We start from the raw sequence: 19667 nt of genomic DNA, 5'->3' as shown, positions 1-19667 counted from the left end.
TTCTATGATGAATATTATAGTGTTTAACGTTATGTTAACTCAAACTGCAAATTTTCGAAAAATTCCCATCATGTCATCATAATTGAGAGTGAGCTAAAGTTAAACACTTCATTCTTACATATCCTTGTGAATCCTGAAACATCCTCCCAGATGCTAGCAATCTGAAAATCTAGTTAAAAAATCCAATGAAGAAATTTTCGCAATTTTTTCATTGACTCTCTTCTTGAGAATGATTATCATTGAAGTTGAAAATCATTCTCAAAAAAATAAGGAGTGTCCCTATACTAGCAATCTACATATTGGTTTATCCAAATACGAGATGCCCTCGATAAATGGATTGGGCTTCTAAAATGAACGAATGAATACAAAACATTTAAGAAGGATGAAAAAAATGAGATTAAATCGAAAATGGTCATTATTAAGCGTATTAATCATTTCAGCACTATTCATGATCGTACTAGCTGGCTGTTCGTCTGAGCAAGCAACAACATCTGAAAATACTGATACTGAAAAAACAGAAACACCTTCTTCTGAGGAAGAAAATACTGAATACCCAATTGTCATTGAACATGCCTTTGGAAAAACAGTGATTGAAAGCAAACCCGAAAGAGTAGCAACGGTGCAATGGGCAAACCATGATGTTGTGCTTGCCCTTGGAGTAGTGCCAGTGGGATTCTCCGCTGCAAATTATGGCGTTCAAGATGACAGCGGGCTATTGCCATGGACGGCTGAAAAGCTGAAAGAGCTTGGTGTTGACGATCCAAATGTTTTTCAAGATACAGACGGTCTTGATTTTGAGGCAATTTCAGACGCAAATCCAGATGTTATTTTAGCAGCCTACTCAGGTATTACTCAGGAAGACTACGATATTTTAAATGAAATCGCTCCGGTTGTTCCGTACCAAACGGCACCTTGGCTTACCACATGGCGTGAACAAGTTCTTTTAAATGCAACAGGTATGGGCATGAAAGCAGAAGGTGAACAATTAATTAAAGATACAGAAGAGCTAATTCAAGAAAAAGCGGATCAGTATCCACAAATCAAAGGGAAAAAAGTTGCATGGGTCAACTTCTCAGCTCAAGACATGTCCAAGCTGCATGCCTATACACCTACTGACCCACGCGGTTCCTTCCTAATCGAGTTAGGAATGGAGTATCCTGAAAGTGTTACAAGTGAGATTGCTGATCCTTCAAGTTATTCATTAAATATAAGTGCGGAAAATGCAGACATATTGAACGATGCCGATATTATTATCGGTTACGGGGATGAAAGTTTATATGAAGCAGTTAAAGCCGATCCTTTGCTTGGAAAAATCCCCGCTATTGAAAGAGGCTCCGTTGTATTTATTGGAGCGAGTACACCTTTAGCAGCGTCAGGCAACCCAAACCCGCTTTCAATCGCCTATACGATTGACGAATATTTAGAATTAATTGCAGGAGCTATTGAAAAGTTAAATGACTAGTTCATCTGTTTCAAAAAACAAACCGCTTTATTCACATATTCCGAGGAATTTTCCAATGGTACTGAGCCTTTGTCTTATTTTGCTTGGAACATGTGTAATCGCGTCGCTCGTGCTCGGATCTCGAACGGTCGGTTTAGATGAGCTCATCGCTGGTTTATTTCAACCGGATGTAGACTCTTATGGAGCAAACGTCGTTCGACAAAGAATTGCCCGAACCGTGTTCAGTGTCTTTTGCGGTGCCGCACTCGGTGTTTCAGGAGCGCTTATGCAGGCTGTCACCCGCAATCCCATTGCCGATCCAAGTATACTCGGGGTCAATACAGGCGCAGCACTATTTGTTGTTTGTGGAATTGCGTTCTTAAACATTAGTACAGCGAATCAATATATTTGGTTAGCGATCGTTGGAGCTATGATTACCGCCGTTTTCGTCTACGGAATTGGCTCTATGGGGCGTGGAGGTGCCACGCCTCTTAAGCTTGTCTTAGCTGGGGCGGCGACAAGCGCTGCCCTTTCTTCTCTAGTGAGCGCCATTATCATTCCTCGTTCTTATGTCATGGATCAATTTAGGTTTTGGCAAGTAGGGAGCGTTGGTTCAGCCAATTGGAACGCGATCACTACATTCATCCCCTTTTTGATCTTCGGACTGCTGATCGGAATCCTAGCTGCGTCAGCCCTTAATGCCCTAGCATTAGGCGATGATGTAGCAACAGGACTAGGAGTTCGGACAGGAACATTAAGAATGATTGCAGCCCTTGCTGGAGTTCTTTTATGTGGAGCAACTACTGCATTAGCAGGGCCAATCGGATTTGTCGGACTTTTGTCCACCCACATCATCCGCCTTATTCTCGGTCCTGACTTGCGTTTCGTTATACCGATGGCCGCTCTTTCAGGTGCGATCATTTTAACGATATCAGATGTATTTGGGAGACTGATCGGCAGCCCAGGTGAGCTTGAAGTCGGTGTTGTAACTGCCTTTATTGGGGCTCCGTTACTCATTATTATTGCTATGAAAGCGAAAGTGCGTTCATTATGAAAAATAACTCTGTTGAATTTATTATGTCAGGTCGGCGCCAGAGACGGCGCCGATGGATTCTTGTCACAGCCTTATTGGCAGTGCTTGCCTTTATCCTTAGCTGTACCATGCTTTTATTGGGAAATACAATCTATCCTGTCCAGGATGTGATCCGATCACTATCAGGTGAACAGATTAAAGGAGTTTCTTTTGCGGTCAATACGATTCGTTTGCCACGTATGCTGGCAGGCCTGTTTGCCGGATTTGCTTTCGGGATCGGTGGACACATCTTTCAAACAATGCTGCGAAACCCGCTTGCGAATCCGAATGTAATCGGAATCACTTCCGGCTCCAGCGCGGCTGCTGTTTTTTGCATCCTTATCCTTCATACGAGTAACACAGTCGTTTCCATTGTATCGGTGATCGCTGGTCTTGCCACTGTTATTGTCATTTATCTATTATCTAAAGGGAAAACATTTTCAATTGGACGTCTCATCTTAGTAGGAATCGGAATACAGGCTATGCTTGATGCCTTTATATCCTACCTCCTGCTAAAAGGTGCCCAACAGGATATACCGGCAGCAATTAGATGGCTCAGCGGAAGTTTAAATGGTTCTCAAATGCATGAGCTTCCACCTCTCGTGCTAACCGTTTTTATTTGTACCCCGATAGTATTCGTGTTAGGAAAACATTTAAGTCTATTAGAATTAGGAGAACAGTCGGCCACAACGCTTGGAGTGAATACCGACAGAGCCCGCATTTTGCTAATTGTCAGCTCTGTCTGTATGATCGCTCTTGCAACTGCGACCACGGGCCCAATCGCCTTTGTCGCTTTCCTTTCGGGACCGATTGCAAAAAGACTGGTGGGCGTTGGCTTTTCAAACATGATTCCCGCGGGGCTTGTTGGCGTTAATTTGGTTTTGGCAGCAGATCTGATCGGTCAATTTGCTTTTGAAGTTAGATTCCCTGTTGGCATCATCACTGGAATACTCGGAGCGCCGTACTTGATCTACTTGCTAATCCGAATGAATCGAAAGGGAGATTTATAATGAAACCGACACATCTTTTTCAGGCTGAGCAAATCGTGGCAGGTTATGAAAATAAGACCGTTATTCATGAAGTAAGCCTTGCGATTCCCAGCAATAAAATTAGCGTTATTATTGGTGCTAATGCCTGTGGAAAATCCACACTTCTAAAAACATTAGCAAGGTTAATTAAACCGTCCTCTGGAAAAATCACGCTTGATGGAAGGCCAATTGGAAAAATTCCTTCAAAGGAGCTGGCTCGAATAGTCGGACTGCTGCCGCAATCTCCTATTGTTCCCGAGGGCATTTCAGTTGCAGATTTAGTTGGGCGTGGGCGATTTCCACATCAATCATTGCTTAGTGGATGGACAAAGAAAGATTATGAGGCCGTCGCTGAAGCAATGGAAATCATGAATATTACTGATCTCGCCAATCGAAATATTGATGAACTTTCAGGGGGTCAAAGGCAGCGTGTATGGATTGCCATGGCATTAGCACAGCAAACAGATATATTATTCCTTGATGAACCAACAACCTTTTTAGATATTACCTACCAGGTTGAAATTCTTGACCTGCTCACAGACCTAAATCGCAAATACGGAACGACCATCGTCATGGTTCTTCATGATATCAACCTTTCTGCACGATATGCAGACCATATTTTCGCGATGCACCAAGGACATCTTGTCGCAGAGGGAGAGCCGACAAGGGTGATTACTGACACTTTAATTAAGGATATTTTCGGACTGAACTGTACAGTAATAGCAGATCCAATTTCAGGCTCTCCATCCGTTGTGCCAATCGGAAGATATCATGATAATAGAGGAAAGTAACGCAGCTCTCACCTCTACTAAATGCTGATTAAGGACTATCAACATAAAAAAGCAGGTGAAAAAAAATACCTATTTTTCTCCACCTGCTTTTTCTTCTTTTAATAGATGCCCACAAGTTAACTTCAAAATTCCTTTATTAATTGGGATTGTTTCTGTCTATTCTTTTTATTTTTTATCTAACAAATATCACATTAACATCTATTAGTGAACCTTACCAAAACAATTAACTGATCTTCCTTTTTAAGTGCAAAAGAAAAAAGCTGATTAATTTTAATTAAAATTAATGTTATTATCATAATATTAATTGAGTTAATCTATTATAAATTAGGATTTGGGTGTCTCCGTTCTGAAAACTCCCAATTTTTGACCCTATAGAGAAACGGAGGATAATATGTTTGATTTAGGAACCTTCATAGAGCATTACGGATACACTGCAATTTTTATTACTCTTATTTTAGGGATCGTCGGTCTGCCCTTGCCTGATGAAATTCTACTTACTTATGTAGGATATAATGTATTTTTAGGAACATTGTCACTAAAATATTCACTTATTACTGCCATGGTTGGAGCCATTATGGGAATTTCCGTTAGCTATCTACTGGGACTCAAGCTTGGACTACCTTTCATAAAACGATTTGGACCAAAACTCAACATAACTGAAACAAGGATTGAGTGGGCTCAAAATAGCTTTAAGGCATATGGAGGTTTTTTCCTCATCGTAGGCTATTTTTTACCTGGAGTTAGGCATATCACTGCCTATCTAGCGGGGATGTCCACTTATCGCTATTTTTCCTTTGCACTATTCGCCTCTATTGGGGCCATTATATGGACGAGTAGTTTTATCCTTTTAGGAGTATTTTTAGGTAATAATTGGACGATTGTTGGTAATGTTTTCCATCAAACTTCTAAAATAATTTGGATAGCATTATTGGCATTACTGATATACTTCTATATACGAGCAAACAGAGCGAAATAACAATTTATAGTTGTAAAACAGAAGTACAAGTATCGAGTTCAGTGGTTACGGATGTTGCCCCTTGATCATGTAGTTGGTAGCACCCCTACTATAATCATAAATTATCGGAGTGAATGTGGAATGAAAATTGAACATATAGCAATATGGGTGAATGATTTGGAAGGTATGAAAAAGTTTTATGAAACTTATTTTAATTGTCAATCAAACACTAAATATCACAATCGAGAAAAGAAATTTGAATCCTATTTTCTAACTTTTGAGTCAGGTGCACGATTAGAAATCATGCGTAAAGAAGGAATAAACCAGCATGCTAAAGGGGAAAAAATGGGATGGGCACATATCGCGATTTCCTTGGGGAGTAAAGAAGCAGTTAATCACATAACAGCGAAATTAAAAAGTGATGGTTATCCTACTGTTAACGGCCCCCGTGTAACTGGTGACGGGTACTATGAAAGTGTTGTAGAAGACCCTGAGGGTAATTTAATTGAATTGACTGTTTAATTGATGAATCGATCGTAACTCTTAATAATCGGTTCATGAATAGCAGTGATAGGACAAAAAGCGAAAATAAGCAAGCGTATAAAAGCTTACTTATTTTCGTTTCAACCGACAATTCTCGTTCCATGTACTTCGTCAATTGATAACAAATCGGTTATCGCTCGTAAATTTTCATTTGTGATTCCGCCGCCAGGGAGAATAATGATTCTATTAGCGGCATAATCAATGTATTCCTGAATTCTCGTGACATTGTCTTCTATTTTAGATGTGCCTGAACCACCATGGGTCAAAATCCGTTTGACACCATGTTCAGCCAACCAATCAATTGCTTTAAATTGATGATCGGACAGAATTTGATCAAAGGCCATATGAAAGGTAATATCTACTCCTTGAGCTACCTCTATTAACGAAAGCATCGCCTCTTCATCAATCCAGCTTGCTTCATTTAAACAGCCAAAGACGACCCCATCAGTGCCTAGCTGCTTAAGATGGAGCAGATCCTGCTTCATAATGTCCACTTCTTCATTACTAAAAATGAAATTTCCGCCCCTTGGCCGAACCATGCTCATGACCTTTACGTTTTTACGGTGACAGTAACGGATCGCAGTAGCGGCAACACCCGCACTCACCGTAGTACCGCCAACCGCAAGATTATCGCATAGTTCAATCCGCTCTGCCCCTCTCGCGATCACTTCCGGAACGTTCGTAAAATTCTCCACACAAGCTTCTCTAATCATCATCCATCCACCTTATTTAGCCAGCACCATGGCGCCCTCATCAACAATAACCGTGACATTCGGATGGTTACGTAAAATCGATGCTGGAAAATCCTCAGAAATATCCCCATCAGTCAACCGGGCTATTGCCTCCGCTTTTTGTTCACCAGAAACAAGCAACAGGATTTCTTTGCTTTCCATAATCGTTGCAATTCCCATCGTTAAGGCTTGCGTCGGTACATCATCCAACGTTGGGAAAAATCTCGAATTTGCTTCACGAGTAGAAGCTTCCAATTCAACAACATGGGTCCTACTGCTAAACGGGGTTCCCGGCTCATTAAAACCAATATGACCATTGATCCCCATTCCTAAAATTTGCAAATCAATTTTTCCTGCCTGTCGGATTTGCTTCTCGTACCTTTGACATTCTGCTTCAAGATCAGCAGCAGCCCCGTTTGGCAGATGAACACGTTCAAGCTTAATATCGACATGATTAAATAACTTTTCCTTCATATAGCGATAGTAACTATTCACATCTTCTCGATCCAGGCCGACATATTCATCTAAATTAAAGGTTGTCACATCTTGAAAAGAAACCTTTCCCTCGTTAAACTTCTCAATGATTTTTTGATACAACCCCTCAGGAGTCGAACCTGTTGCCAAACCAAGAACAGGGTTCTTGATACGATTTATCGTTTCAATCATAATAGAGCAAGCTCTCTCACTCATAGCTTGATAATCGTTTACTTTAATGAATTCCATCATTACTCTTCTCCTTTATAAGCAATTTCTCCACGGCAAATGGTATACTTTATCGTCAATTGATCGTCGACAAGTAATAGATCTGCATCCTTGTCCAAAGCAATGCTTCCTTTACGGTCAAAAATCCCCACTTGTTTAGCAGGATTAATAGAGGCCATTTTTACGATATCACCAAGTTCAACTCCAGCAATCGCGAGCATGTTTGCCGCACCATCCCGCATGGATACGATACTTCCTGCCAACGTTCCGTCTTCAAGAACAGCGCGATCCTCTGTTACTTTCACAGGCTGTCCACCAAGCTCATAATCACCAGCAGGCAATCCTTTCGCTCTCATCGCATCCGTAATTAATATGAGTCTGTCACTGCCAACATTTTGATAAACCAGCTCCAACATCTCAGGTGCAACATGGATCCCGTCAGGAATGACCTCGGCATGCAGATCCCTTAACTGAAATGCCGCACCCACCGCACCAATATCACGATGATGAATGCCGTTCATCGCATTGCATAAATGGGTCAATTGCTGAACCCCTTGTGCGACTGCCTTCTGAATTCCAGCAAATCCAGCATCTGTATGTCCGGCTGACACATTAACCCCTATTTCACTTAATGCTTTAATAAAGCAGCCCTCTTGATCCAGTTCAGGTGCCATCGTAATGGTTCGAATTTGATTTCCTGAAAGCTTTTGCCAACGATTAAACTGGCTCAAATTAGGATCTGTAATATACTGCACTGGCTGTGCTCCCGCTTTAGCTTTATTCACATACGGCCCTTCCAAATGAACACCAATAACTTCTGCATGTCCCGGCTTATTTGAATAACGAGCTACATTTTCCAATGCTCTTTCAATATTTTCAGGAGATTGGGTAATGGTCGTTGCCAAAAAACTCGTCGTACCTTCCTTCGGTAAAAGAACTGCCATATCATCCAATGCTTTTTCCGTTGCATCCATCACATCAGCACCATTTGCTCCGTGAATATGAGCGTCAATAAAGCCTGGAATTAAATTCAGATTCGTACCATCAATGACATGAACATCATGAGCGATGTTAGCAACAGGTCTTTCTTCTATCTTTTTAATTTGCCCATTTTCCACCCATACAGCACCACAATTTACAATTTTGTTTTCCAAAAAAATCTTTGCATGATTAATTAATAAATAATGCATGTTCAAGCTGCTCACCCTTTCAAAATAAGTATAGTTGTCTATACCAGATGACATATATACACGCTTTCATTCTTTTGATAAAATTTATAATGTCTTACTTTCCACCTAAGGAGGGGATTTTCCCTTGATTAATAAACAATCTCATATACCTATATATTATCAATTAGAAGAAGAAATAAAAAGCATGATCCACACAAAACAATTAAAAGCTGGCGATCTTTTACCATCTGAACGAGAATATGCGGAAAAATATGCGATAAGTCGAATGACCGTACGACAAGCTATCAATAATTTAGTTAAAGAAGGTCTTGTTTATCGTGAAAAAGGAAAAGGCACATTTGTTGCTGATAAAAAATTTGAACAGGATTTGTCCGGTCTCACTAGCTTCAGTGAAGATATGAGAAACCGTGGACTCAGCCCTTCCAACAAATTAATTAGCTTTGACTTTATCAAAGCCGATGAACAGCTTGCTTCAACTCTTTCGATTTCTCCAACTGACTTAGTTTGCAAAATTAAACGCATTCGCTTAGCTGATAATGAACCAGTTGCTTTAGAAACGATATATACACCGAAAACAATCGTTGGTGAGATGAACTACCAAGAGTTCTCCCATTCTTTCTATGACTACTTAGAAAAAAAGCTCCATTTTAAAATTGGCTTCGGTTATCAAACCATTGAGGCCTCGCTTGCCAGCGATGAAGAGGCAACACATTTAAAGATTAAAAAAGACAGTCCTGTTTTAGTGATGGAACGCACCTCATTTTTACAAAACGAAGAACAAACTCCAATCGAATTTGTCACATCTACGTATCGGGCAGATAAATATAAGTTCAAAATGAAAATGAAACGTGATTAATTTAGTTTTCCCTACGAAGGAGGCTAGTATCCAAATTAGATACTAGCCTTTTTTTGTTAATTCTCTTTGCGAATTTTTTTCACTTCTTCAGCAACGGCTTGCACCTGCGTCCCAACAATAACTTGGATACTGTGCTTCCCGACTACTTTTATTCCCGGAACACCTGTTGTTTTAATTTTATTCTGATCGACAGCTTCAACATCTTTTACTTCAACACGCAGGCGCGTTGCACAATTATCAACTGAAACAACGTTGCTGTCTCCACCAAGACCTTCGTAAATCGTTTCCGCCATCAGTCCAAAACGATCCTTTGAACCAGCTTCGGCAATTTCTTCATTGACCACGACATCATCATCTTCACGTCCCGGTGTTTTTAAGTTAAATTTCACAATCAGGAAGCGGAAAATCACATAATAAATAACAGCAAATACTAGACCTTGAAAAACAAGCATTAATGGCTTATTTGCTAACGGCAGCTGTGAGCTTAATACAAAGTCAATTAATCCGGCACTAAAGCCAAATCCAGCTGTCCATTGGAATGTTGCTGCTACAAATAAAGAAATTCCCGTTAACAGCGCATGCACGACATAAAGCGCTGGAGCTAAGAACATGAATGAAAATTCAAGTGGCTCTGTCACCCCTGTTAAAAATGCGGCAATTCCTCCCGCCATTAATAGTGATGCGGCTTGCTTTTTCCGCTTTGTTTTTGCCGTATGATACATCGCAAGTGCCGCTGCAGGGAGACCAAACATCATGATTGGGAAGAACCCAGCCTGGTATCTTCCGGTAATTCCCAATTCACCAGTACCAGCCCAGAAGTTTTTAATATCATTAATCCCCGCAACGTCAAACCAAAATACGTTGTTTAAAGCGTGGTGCAGCCCTGTTGGAATTAATAATCGGTTGAAGAATCCGTATACTCCTGCACCGATTGCTCCTAAACTACTAATCGCTTCCCCGAAGGATAGGAGTCCAGAATAAACGACTGGCCACACAAATAACATCACCATAGAAACTACTAGCATGACAAGAGATGTTAAAATCGGAACCAATCTCTTTCCACTAAAGAACGCTAAAGCATCAGGCAATTTCGTATTACTAAAACGATTGTAAAGAGCTGCTGAAATACAACCAGATAAAATACCAATAAAGACATTCTCAATTCCATTGAAAGCGATATTCACTTCTTCAACTGGAATATGCCTTAAATTCGCAACCGAATCGGTGGAAAGTAATTTGGTAATAACAAGATAGCCGACTAAACCACTGATTGCAGCCGCACCATCCTTTGCCTTTGTCATTCCAATGGCAACCCCAACAGCAAAAAGGATCGGGATAAAGTCTAAAATCGATGAACCTGCACCGATGAAAAAGGCAGCAACGGGATTTCCAGCACCCCAGCCTTCATGGTCAATGGCGTAACCGATCCCCATTAAAAGAGCAGCAGCAGGCAGTACCGCTACCGGAAGCATGAGAGACTTACCAAGATTTTGAAAATAGTTCTTCATAGTTATAAACCTCCTTTTACTTATTTTGTACACACGAATCGATTCACAATACGCTTTAGGTGAACAGAAAAATAATTGCAAAGTCCGTTTGAATGCGTTTCCAAACCGATTTCTCGAATCGATTATAGCATTAACAAATATAGTTGTCTATACCACTAGTCTAGTATGTTTCATTAGTGCATGTGATCTTAACAAGCTCCTTTCATTATATTCATTTGTCCTATCAATCATTCTTTTTCAAATACTAGTTATTTTTTCAGTTAAGAACCATTCTGCGATTATTTCCTGGAAATAATGAAGCAAAATAATAACAACTCCTTGTAAATATTTTTGCATTTGAACTTTTTTTACTATTAAACTCTAAATTTTTCTAAAAAACTCGGGAGTTATTCAATTAGTAGTAGACTACTTTTACTTTTCTAACAAGCATCATCATTAATCCCGAAATTTATCGACATAAAAAGCTAATTTACACTATAATTGATTGAAGTAAATTATCCTTTTATTGGAACGTACCAACTAAGCTGATTATTGTGCTTCTTTATTAAGACTAACACCTCCTTCTTGTGAGACTTTTTCAATAATATGTTCTACTAGTTCGTGAATTGATTTATTATCGTAACAGCCTTACACAGTACAAAATTGATTGACAATTAGGAACCACGCTTGCGAAAGAATGAGCCATTAGGCACCATTGCCTGCCACACCCCTACTTTCATATAATTTATCAAGAATGTATGTAAATAAATACATTGCCCCTATTGAAATGGTTGTGGAAATCAAAAACCATCCTTCTTTATAAATGATTAAATCAAAGTGCAGACCCAGCCAATGTCCGATATATAGGAATACCATGAGCGCAATCTTCCAGTGCCAGCGAATATTTGAAAAATAAACAAGCATGATGATTACACCAAGCACAAGCATATATAGGCTTGATAAAAAAATTAAACTATGTTGTTTGTCAGGAAATATATTTTCACTGAATCTTTGAATACCCGTTAATCTCAGAACCCAAACAATCGTATTTTGGTGCAGCGTCAACAGTCCGAGGAAAATATACACATATAGTAACCACCCCTTCAGTCGAGTAAAACATAGGCGATAAGCCTGCTTCGCTACCCAAAAAAAGAACAGCAAAAATAAAACAGTCATCCACGTGTGGTACCAGTTTTGCTTATATAACCCTAAAGCAAGAAACAATTCTTCAATCGAACCATAGATTAGTGCAAACACAATATACCAGTAGTATTTTAAATGAAAGACGGCGAGCAGCAATGCCGATGCCGACACTGAAAATTGCGAAAAAAGGTTTCCGGCGATTGAATCGTCGGGCGGAGAGTCTGGAATGAGCATTGGATAATACGTATATGCTCTTAAAAGAGATAAAATAATCATTTCAAAGAAAAAGGTCATTCCACTAATAGTAAGATATAAAGCCAAGACGGTAGGTCGCTTTTTTACATTTAACAAGATGATAATTAATTCTATCATCGTCGTAATTCCAAGCAAAATAAACCAAATGGTATGACTCCAAAAAGCGGTACCCAACATTCAGAACGCTCCTCTTCCAGCAAAGCTAGTTTGGATCTATCATGCTCTTCTTTTTGGTAAATTATTACCATTTATCAAACAGATGACTCCTCTTCTCAATTCAATCATTCGAAATGTGCATTATACTCCTATGGACACAATAAGGACAGCCTTTCTTGCATTCTTTGAATAATTTCCTCCGGTGCTTCCTTAATTTTGAGATCACTCCCAAGAAAAAGGAGCCAATTCACCATTTCTGCCAATTCCTCTGAATGATTAACATTAACATAAGTCTTTAAAAGTGCTGTCGTTTGATAAGGATTTGTATAGGATATGGAGACTTTTAAAGGGTGGTATTTTTTGAACTGCATAATGGCCTCAGGCCCAAACTCAAGGACAAGATTGGTGCTCGCATCACCCCTTTTTATTTTGTCAAAAATAGCTTTCTTGCTCATTCTCTTTTTCCCAGGGAGTAAGGTTACTTCAGTAAGATTGTCAACAGGGAAGACCCGCTTTTTCTCTTTCTCTAAATCAAAACCATCAATAAACCAGAGACTTTTTTCCCGAAAAAGATGGAGGAGATAAATCGAATAAGACTTTTCTTCCTTTTCCTCTTTAAGTGAAAGCAATAAATAGCTATCCAAAAGAATCGTTTGAATAAGTTTTTCTAACATTGGGTGCGGTAGATCTGACAAATCAAGCAAGTCAGGATTATGAGGGTTAGTTCCTTCAAATAGTAAAACTTGATTTAAGTGAACGAGCGTCTCCTGCTGATTTTCTGAGATAAGTCCAAGTAGTTTTTCAGTTAAAGACTGACGACTTTTAAGATATGGCAATTGCTGATTTCTTGTTGCCATAAAGGCGATAAACAGAGCTTTAATCTCATCATTTGTGAAGCGGACATTGGGCAAAACTGAATTATTCATAACCGAATAACCTCCATCCCTGCCAACTTCAGCTACTAACGGCATTCCCATCGCTTCAATTTCTTTTATATCTCTAATCGCTGTCGAACGGGAAATATTAAATTCTCGCATGATTTCAGAAATGGTAAAGTGGGCACGATTATTAATATAGCGCATAATAATATTAATTCGTTCAACCTTTTTCATCGAAAACTCCTAAACAGTGTCATTTTTTGATATGATTTATGGCTATTATAAACTTATCAAGTGCAAAGACCAATCACTTGATAAATAAAAAAAAGGTGGTTTTAAATATGGCAGAGTACACAATTGAAGAAAAAGATAGCTTTACCGTTTTAGGCTTAGGAACAGAACTTAAGAGTGATTATACAGACTATGCTGGCATCAACAAGGAAAAGTCGGAATTTTGGCAGACGGTTAAAAAGGATGGCCGACTTGAAACTTTAAAAGAACTTGCCACGAATGACTACATTTTTGTCGTGAACGAGGCAGTAAACAATAAAATGATGCATTATGCCGGAGTCATGACAGAAGCCACTTTACCAGATGAAGAAGCTAGAGTGATCCAATTCCCTAAGGGAGAATACCTAATTGTGAAAGGGGAAGCGGAGACAGATGAGCAATTAAGCCAATTGCTTACTGGCATTGCCTTTGGTCAAGCTTTGCCAGAGGCAGATGATTTTGCCTATGTCGGGGGTCCAAATACCACGGTTGTAATGGGGCAACGAAACGATTTCGTATTTGGTGAAATGTGGATCCCTGTTATTCGAAAATAAAGGAGGGAGATGTAATGACCTATGTTGTTGATTTTAAAAATGTGTCAACAGTTGGCTTAGAATCTTCACCAGTAGTGGATGCTCTAGCCGGATTACGTGCAAATGAAGCCCGCTATTTTATGAACAAATATAAGCATGAATTTACAGTTGTTCCAGCCTGCGAGAGTCAGGACACCATTGCGTATGTCAACCATATATTGAAAGAAGAACGCAATATTGAGTTTGCAGCTAAACCGCTAGAAACATCTCGTTTCCAAGTAGAAAATATTAAATGGGCTTTCGTCTTTTTTGAAGATGGGCTTGAGGTCAATGTCATGTATAATGTCGATGATCCGAAAAAACGCGCTGTTGGTTTTAAGCTCTCTGAAGGAATGGAAGTACCGAAGGAATTAGAAGGAAAGTTTAAGTTTGCCAGACAAAAATCCAAACTAGCCGGAACAATTCGCGGTTCGTTCTTTGTTATTAAAGGGCAATATTAAAGCCTGTGATCCGATATTTGTTCAATCAGGACATTCTAAGTTCCTGATTGAACAAAAGAATTTTTAAATATCTAACTTCATTGAAGGTCCAAAGAACTCATAATGAATCTGCTCTTCGTGTATACCAAGTTCCTTTAGACCACGAAGGATTGCTTGTAAAAATGGAACTGGACCGCAAAGATAGTACTCCGCACTATCCACTACGGCATTTTCCTTTAACCACTCCGTATTAATATAACCTTCTTTTTTAAAATGTTTATTCAATCGGTCTGTTTCAGAAGGGTTTTCATAGATGAATGAAAGATGGTAATTTGTCATTCGTTCCGCTAATTCTAGCAATTCCTCTTTGAAAGCCTGTTGCTCTCCATTCTTTGATGCATGAATGAATGTAACATAACGGGTCGGCTCATGGTCTGCAATGCTGTTCACCATGCTGATAAATGGGGTAATACCAACACCCCCACTAATAAAAACAACTGGTGCAGAGCTTGCTCCCTTTAGAGTGAATTCTCCCGCAGGTGCCGTCATTTCAATAACATCCCCATTATGAATATGATCATGGAGATAATTGGATACCTTTCCTTCCGGCTTATTAGGTTCCGCTTCGCGTTTTACAGAAATACGGAAATATTCCTTATTTGGGGCAGCGGATAAACTATATTGGCGATTGACTAAATAAGGCTCACCAGGAATTTGAAGGCGGACGGTAATGTATTGTCCCGATTCAAACACAGGAACTGCTGATTGATCAGCCGGAGCTAAATAGAAAGATGTAATGACCTCGCTTTCCTTGACTTTATCGATCACCTTAAACGGTTTGAAATCGCTCCAACCATTTGTCTGTAATGCTGCTTGTTCATACAGCTCTTTTTCTATATTAATAAATACCGAGGAGATCACTCCATATGCATCAGCCCATGCATTGATAATTTCTTCCGTTGCTGCAGCACTAAGAACTTCCTCGATAGCTCTTAGAAGATGTTCTCCAACAATCGGATAATGTTCAGGCTTTACACCAAGGCTACGATGTTTTTCTGCAATCTGTCTAACAACAGGAGAAATCACCTCCAGTCGATCTATATATTGAGCTGCAGCAAGAACGGCATTTGCTAAAGCCGTTTGTTGGCGGCCTTGATTTTGGTTTGCATGATTGAAAATATTCAACAATTCAGGATGCTCGTTAAATAAATTTTTATAGAATACTGTCGTAATTTCAACACCGTGAACTTCTAATACCGGTACTGTGAATTTAATGATATCGATCGTTTTTTGAGCTAACATTGTGTAACGACTCCTTTTTTGTTTAAGATATATTTAAAATACATCTTTTATGATAAAAGCAAATACATCTCAAAGCAATATTTTAAATACATCTTTTAAGTTTACAATTTGAAATTTGCTGCCAGTCATATATTCTATAAACAAGGCTTTGTTAAACCATATTGTTTCATGTGAAACCAAGATTCCCTGAGAAAATGATTCTCATTTACAAAGCCATAAACAAAAGGAAGCAATGTGAGGAGAAAAAATAATGCGTTTAACTAGTTACTCTGACTATTCTTTTAGGGTTCTCATTTATTTAGGCACAAAGGATCGCGAGAAACTAATAAAAATTACTGAAATCGCAGATGCATTTTCTATTTCAAAAAATCATCTAATGAAGATTATTCATCATTTAGGAAAAATGGGATATATCGAAACCATTCGCGGCAGAGGCGGAGGCGTTCGACTAGCAAAGTCCCCCTCCGAAATAAATGTTGGGGAGCTGATTCGCCAGACAGAAGAAGATTTTCATATTGTTGAATGTTTTGATCGCAAAAATAGTCAATGTGTCATTACACCAGTGTGTTCACTTAAACATATTTTTCAGAACGCTTTAGAACAATTTTTAAAAGAGTTGGATCGCTATACGCTTGAGGATGTTGTGAATAACAATATTATGTTGAAAGATTATTTTTCTTCTTAAAAATTGAAAATCACAGTTGAGAGAGAAAAATGACCTCGATAAACAATATTCATTGTAGTGCTTTCATTATCGCCATAACTGGCTCTGTAAAGTAAAGACAGTTTGATCATTTCCTGACATACAATCTTAAAAACAAACTCTTTTTAACACTCCTAAATATTGATATAATTATTAATAATGATTATCATTATCGTTTAAGGTTGAAAAGAGGTGAATGCATTGGCTATTAAAACAAATGAGTTAATCGAGTATTTCGCAACCTCCTCGATTCAATTTAGAAACGCTTTTAAAAGCACATTACCTGCTGGAAAAATAGATACAAATCGAAAAACGGATTCTCAAACTTGCGGACTGATTATTCCACTTGAAGGTGAAGCCCGCTTCTCCTTAAATGGCGTTCCTTATTATATTGATAAGAATACGATCGTCCATGCCGGAGCAGGGATGGATATTGAAATTAAAACCTTTGAAGAAGATTGGACGTACGTTGTTATCCACTATCATTTAATTGATGCTGAGGATAAATTTAGTACCTTTGCCAACAAACACTTCTCAATCGAAATTGATCATATGGAGGAAATTTTAGAAATTGTTCAACTATTATTGAACAAAAATATGAATCCTGATTATTTCTCCCAGTTTGAATTAAAGGTTCTGTTCATGAATTTACTCCAATCCATTTTAAATGGTGCGAGAAATAGCCAATACAACTTTACCTTACAGCAGGTAACCAAAATATTAGATTACTTCCACACACATTATGAGGAAGAAATTAGCATTCGTGAAGTAGCCGACATGTTTGAGATTGATCGCAGAAGGATAGCTTACCTCTTTGAAAAAATCACAGGTTTAACCCCGATCCAATACTTAACAAAATACCGAATCTCCAAAGCGAAGGAATTGCTTACCGTTAGTGAACTCACCGTCTCTGAGATTTCTGAAGCTGTCGGATATCAGGATAATTTTTATTTCAGTAGGGTTTTTAAAAGTTTAACAGGGACATCCCCCAGTCAATATAGAAAGGACCATCAAAGGCTGTAAAGAGTAGCGAAATAGCGCTACTTCTTCACTTTTTCGTGCAAATGCTCACTTAAGGTATTGCCACTATATTCCTTTCTAAAGAGCCCTTTTTCTACTAAAAGAGGAACTACCTTTTCTAAAAATAAATTCAAAGATTGGACAGATCCCCCTGGCAAGGCGATCACTCCATCAAGTGCACCATGCCGGTACCATCTTATTATTTCTTCAACCGCATCAGCGGGTGTTCCAATGACGACCCAGTGGGCCGAGCCAATGACTTCAGGTTTAGAAAGCAACGTCTGAAGAGTTGGCTCTTCATTGATGATGATTCGTCTTAGTAAGTCTGCATGCGTTCGGCTGCGGACGTTCTCCATCACTTCAGGAATGTCTTTAGCAGTGATGCGGGATTGGAGCGATAGATGACTAAGATCCACACCTAAAATACGCTGAACCGCAGCTAATCTTTGTTCATTCGTTAAATGGGCATAAGCGTCTTGATAAAGTTGCTGCGCCTCCTCACGAGTCTCTCCTAAAAAGAAATGCATGCCAGGCAACACACGAATCGCTCTTGAATCACGTCCATGTTTATGAGCCCTTGTATGTAAATCTCGTCTTAATTCAATTGCTGATTCCAAATCTGGTGTGGCAGCAAAGCAGGCATCTGCCACAAAAGAAGCAAAATTTCTCCCTAAATCGGAAGCACCTGCTTGAAATAATGGAATGGACGTTGAATCAAAAGCAGGGACATTCAATGGACCTTCTACATGATAAAACTCGCCCTTATGGTGAATGGGAAAAATCATTTCTTGATCGGCAAATTGTCCAGATTCCCGATTTATTGTTAGCGCCTCATTTGGATAACTGGCCCAAAGCTTACGTACTACCTCAGTAAATTCTAGTGCCCTTTCGTATCTTTCTTTTGAAGAAGGCATCTCATCTTTTCCAAAGTTGCCGCTTCCCTCAATCGAAGTGACAATATTCCAGCCTACCCGCCCTTCGCTCATCCAGTTTAGCGATTGCAGCTGCCGAGCAACCGTAAAAGGTTCACTAAACGTCGTAGACATTGTCGCGACAAGACCAATTTTCTCTGTCTCTCTGGCAATCGAAGCCAACATGACAATGGGGTCTAAACATGTGTGCCCTGGCGATTTATCGGCCATTTCTTTATTGAAAAAAAGACTATCCGGTTTAAACACAAAATCCAGTTTCGCTGCTTCAGCCCTTTGCGCCAGCTCAAGATAATATTGACTTGAAAACAGCTGTTCAGCTTTACTATCCGCACGCCTCCACCCTTCCCCGTTCAACCATGTTGGAGAAAGTGTTAAGCCGATACACAAAGACATATTCATTCTCCTTCCTACTCTTGCGGTAATACGTCATAAGATACACATACCGGAATATCTTCATCCTCGATAATAGTAGCGGTAATTTGAAATACATCCTTTAAAACCGGCGCTGTCATAATCTCTCTCGGTGTTCCAGTTGCCAACACCTTTCCGCTCCTCATGGCAATGATGGTATCCGAAAAGCGAGAAGCCTGATTAATATCATGCAGCACCATCACGATTGTACAGCCGTGTTCTTCATTCAGTTTCTTGACTATTTTCAGCACTTCAATTTGATGAGCCATATCTAAATAGGTCGTAGGCTCATCAAGCAAAAGAATCTCTGTTTTTTGTGCCAATGCCATCGCCAGCCATACCCGCTGCCTTTGTCCACCTGATAATTGAGCTAATTCACGCGCTTCAAATTCCGTCGTTTGCGTCACTTCCATCGCCCAGTCAATCATTTCCCTATCTTGCTTGGACAGCCGATTCACATTTTTGCGATGGGGATAGCGACCATATGAGATTAATTCTCCAACAGTTAGCTGAGGTGGTGCAGAAGGAGATTGGGATAAAATCGCCAGCCGTTTGGCAATTTCCTTCGTTGAGAGTGCTTGCATATCCTGCTCTTGAAGGAATACATGTCCCTTCTCTTTTTTCAATATCCGCCCCATTGTTTTAAGAAGCGTTGATTTGCCACAACCATTTGGACCGATGATTGTCGTGATTCTGCCATATTCAATAGAGGCATTTAAATTTTCAAAAATGATGTTTCGTTCATATCCTGCCGTTAATTCTTCCATCCGAAAAGCAGTCAGCATTCTA

Annotated in this window: 20 protein-coding genes; 11 read left to right on the top strand and 9 right to left on the bottom strand. The window is 39.4% G+C overall.

All coding sequences use genetic code 11. The features are described 5' to 3' along the window. The first annotated feature begins 391 nt into the window (after positions 1-391). The 6 genes from NST02_RS02540 (at position 392) to NST02_RS02515 (ending at position 5809) form a co-directional block, all read left to right on the top strand. Positions 392-1462 (top strand): iron-siderophore ABC transporter substrate-binding protein, encoded by a 1071-nt coding sequence (locus NST02_RS02540; RefSeq protein ID WP_212934091.1) that lies wholly within the window; start codon positions 392-394, stop codon positions 1460-1462. Continuing rightward, on the top strand, positions 1455-2495 hold the full coding sequence (locus NST02_RS02535) for a FecCD family ABC transporter permease (RefSeq protein WP_340947869.1): 1041 nt from the start codon (positions 1455-1457) through the stop codon (positions 2493-2495). Before NST02_RS02540 ends, NST02_RS02535 begins: the two co-directional genes overlap by 8 nt. Next, entirely contained in the window at positions 2492-3523 is a 1032-nt protein-coding gene (locus tag NST02_RS02530) for a FecCD family ABC transporter permease (RefSeq protein WP_137743773.1), read from the top strand. Before NST02_RS02535 ends, NST02_RS02530 begins: the two co-directional genes overlap by 4 nt. Further along, complete coding sequence (locus NST02_RS02525) at positions 3523-4332, top strand: ABC transporter ATP-binding protein (protein WP_137743772.1); 810 nt, start codon at positions 3523-3525, stop codon at positions 4330-4332. The genes NST02_RS02530 and NST02_RS02525 overlap by 1 nt, the downstream gene beginning before the upstream one ends. 391 nt (positions 4333-4723) lie before the next feature. Beyond that, the gene (locus tag NST02_RS02520) at positions 4724-5308 is read left to right on the top strand and encodes a DedA family protein (protein WP_095313997.1); all 585 of its coding nucleotides are present in this window, start codon (positions 4724-4726) and stop codon (positions 5306-5308) included. A 120-nt stretch (positions 5309-5428) separates the two neighbouring features. Then, complete coding sequence (locus tag NST02_RS02515; protein WP_095313994.1) at positions 5429-5809, top strand: VOC family protein; 381 nt, start codon at positions 5429-5431, stop codon at positions 5807-5809. Positions 5810-5910: 101 nt separating this feature from the next. Here the strand turns inward: NST02_RS02515 and NST02_RS02510 are convergent, their stop codons facing one another. Genes NST02_RS02510 through nagA form a run of 3 tightly spaced genes read right to left on the bottom strand, consistent with a single transcriptional unit; the run spans position 5911 to position 8453 of the window. Then, entirely contained in the window at positions 5911-6546 is a 636-nt protein-coding gene (locus NST02_RS02510; RefSeq protein WP_340947868.1) for a copper homeostasis protein CutC, read from the bottom strand. 9 nt (positions 6547-6555) lie between these two features. Continuing rightward, positions 6556-7284: a glucosamine-6-phosphate deaminase gene (gene nagB / locus NST02_RS02505; protein WP_095314028.1), complete on the bottom strand. Its 729-nt coding sequence runs from the start codon at positions 7282-7284 to the stop codon at positions 6556-6558. Between the two features lie 2 nt (positions 7285-7286). Continuing rightward, a complete protein-coding gene (gene nagA / locus NST02_RS02500) occupies positions 7287-8453 on the bottom strand; it encodes an N-acetylglucosamine-6-phosphate deacetylase (RefSeq protein WP_137743815.1) in 1167 nt (388 codons plus the stop codon). Positions 8454-8577: 124 nt separating this feature from the next. Between nagA and NST02_RS02495 the strand changes: the two genes are divergently transcribed. Beyond that, a complete protein-coding gene (locus tag NST02_RS02495; RefSeq protein ID WP_095313988.1) occupies positions 8578-9309 on the top strand; it encodes a GntR family transcriptional regulator in 732 nt (243 codons plus the stop codon). A gap of 56 nt (positions 9310-9365) precedes the next feature. Here the strand turns inward: NST02_RS02495 and nagE are convergent, their stop codons facing one another. From nagE to NST02_RS02480, 3 genes are all read right to left on the bottom strand, one after another. Beyond that, positions 9366-10817 carry an N-acetylglucosamine-specific PTS transporter subunit IIBC gene (gene nagE / locus NST02_RS02490; protein ID WP_340947866.1) on the bottom strand — a complete coding sequence of 484 codons (1452 nt, stop codon included), beginning with the start codon at positions 10815-10817 and terminating at the stop codon, positions 9366-9368. A 684-nt stretch (positions 10818-11501) separates the two neighbouring features. Then, the gene (locus NST02_RS02485; RefSeq protein ID WP_095313984.1) at positions 11502-12371 is read right to left on the bottom strand and encodes a hypothetical protein; all 870 of its coding nucleotides are present in this window, start codon (positions 12369-12371) and stop codon (positions 11502-11504) included. 128 nt (positions 12372-12499) lie between these two features. Then, positions 12500-13462: a helix-turn-helix transcriptional regulator gene (locus NST02_RS02480; RefSeq protein ID WP_095313982.1), complete on the bottom strand. Its 963-nt coding sequence runs from the start codon at positions 13460-13462 to the stop codon at positions 12500-12502. A gap of 107 nt (positions 13463-13569) precedes the next feature. Between NST02_RS02480 and NST02_RS02475 the strand changes: the two genes are divergently transcribed. Both NST02_RS02475 and NST02_RS02470 read left to right on the top strand, forming a co-directional pair. Next, positions 13570-14052 (top strand): GyrI-like domain-containing protein, encoded by a 483-nt coding sequence (locus NST02_RS02475; RefSeq protein WP_095313978.1) that lies wholly within the window; start codon positions 13570-13572, stop codon positions 14050-14052. A gap of 14 nt (positions 14053-14066) precedes the next feature. Beyond that, on the top strand, positions 14067-14531 hold the full coding sequence (locus NST02_RS02470; protein WP_137743770.1) for a phage tail protein: 465 nt from the start codon (positions 14067-14069) through the stop codon (positions 14529-14531). A gap of 63 nt (positions 14532-14594) precedes the next feature. On the opposite strand, the gene hmpA is transcribed toward NST02_RS02470, so the two are convergent. Then, positions 14595-15812, bottom strand: a complete 1218-nt coding sequence (gene hmpA / locus NST02_RS02465) for an NO-inducible flavohemoprotein (protein ID WP_137743769.1) — start codon at positions 15810-15812, stop codon at positions 14595-14597. Between the two features lie 250 nt (positions 15813-16062). Here hmpA and NST02_RS02460 point away from each other — a divergent pair, with 250 nt between their 5' ends. Both NST02_RS02460 and NST02_RS02455 read left to right on the top strand, forming a co-directional pair. Then, positions 16063-16497, top strand: a complete 435-nt coding sequence (locus NST02_RS02460) for an RrF2 family transcriptional regulator (RefSeq protein ID WP_095313970.1) — start codon at positions 16063-16065, stop codon at positions 16495-16497. Between the two features lie 210 nt (positions 16498-16707). Then, positions 16708-17538, top strand: a complete 831-nt coding sequence (locus NST02_RS02455) for an AraC family transcriptional regulator (RefSeq protein ID WP_340947862.1) — start codon at positions 16708-16710, stop codon at positions 17536-17538. 17 nt (positions 17539-17555) lie between these two features. Here NST02_RS02455 and NST02_RS02450 read toward each other — a convergent pair whose 3' ends face one another. Beyond that, positions 17556-18866 (bottom strand): NtaA/DmoA family FMN-dependent monooxygenase, encoded by a 1311-nt coding sequence (locus NST02_RS02450; RefSeq protein ID WP_340947861.1) that lies wholly within the window; start codon positions 18864-18866, stop codon positions 17556-17558. A gap of 8 nt (positions 18867-18874) precedes the next feature. Then, complete coding sequence (locus NST02_RS02445; RefSeq protein WP_095313964.1) at positions 18875-19663, bottom strand: ABC transporter ATP-binding protein; 789 nt, start codon at positions 19661-19663, stop codon at positions 18875-18877. Between the last annotated feature and the right edge of the window lie 4 nt (positions 19664-19667).

The sequence above is a fragment of the Robertmurraya sp. FSL W8-0741 genome, from assembly GCF_038004005.1.
GTDB classification, from domain to species: Bacteria; Bacillota; Bacilli; order Bacillales; family Cytobacillaceae; genus Robertmurraya; species Robertmurraya siralis.
The sequence above is the reverse complement of the archived record's forward strand: the minus strand, read 5'-3'. Positions and strand labels throughout refer to the sequence as shown.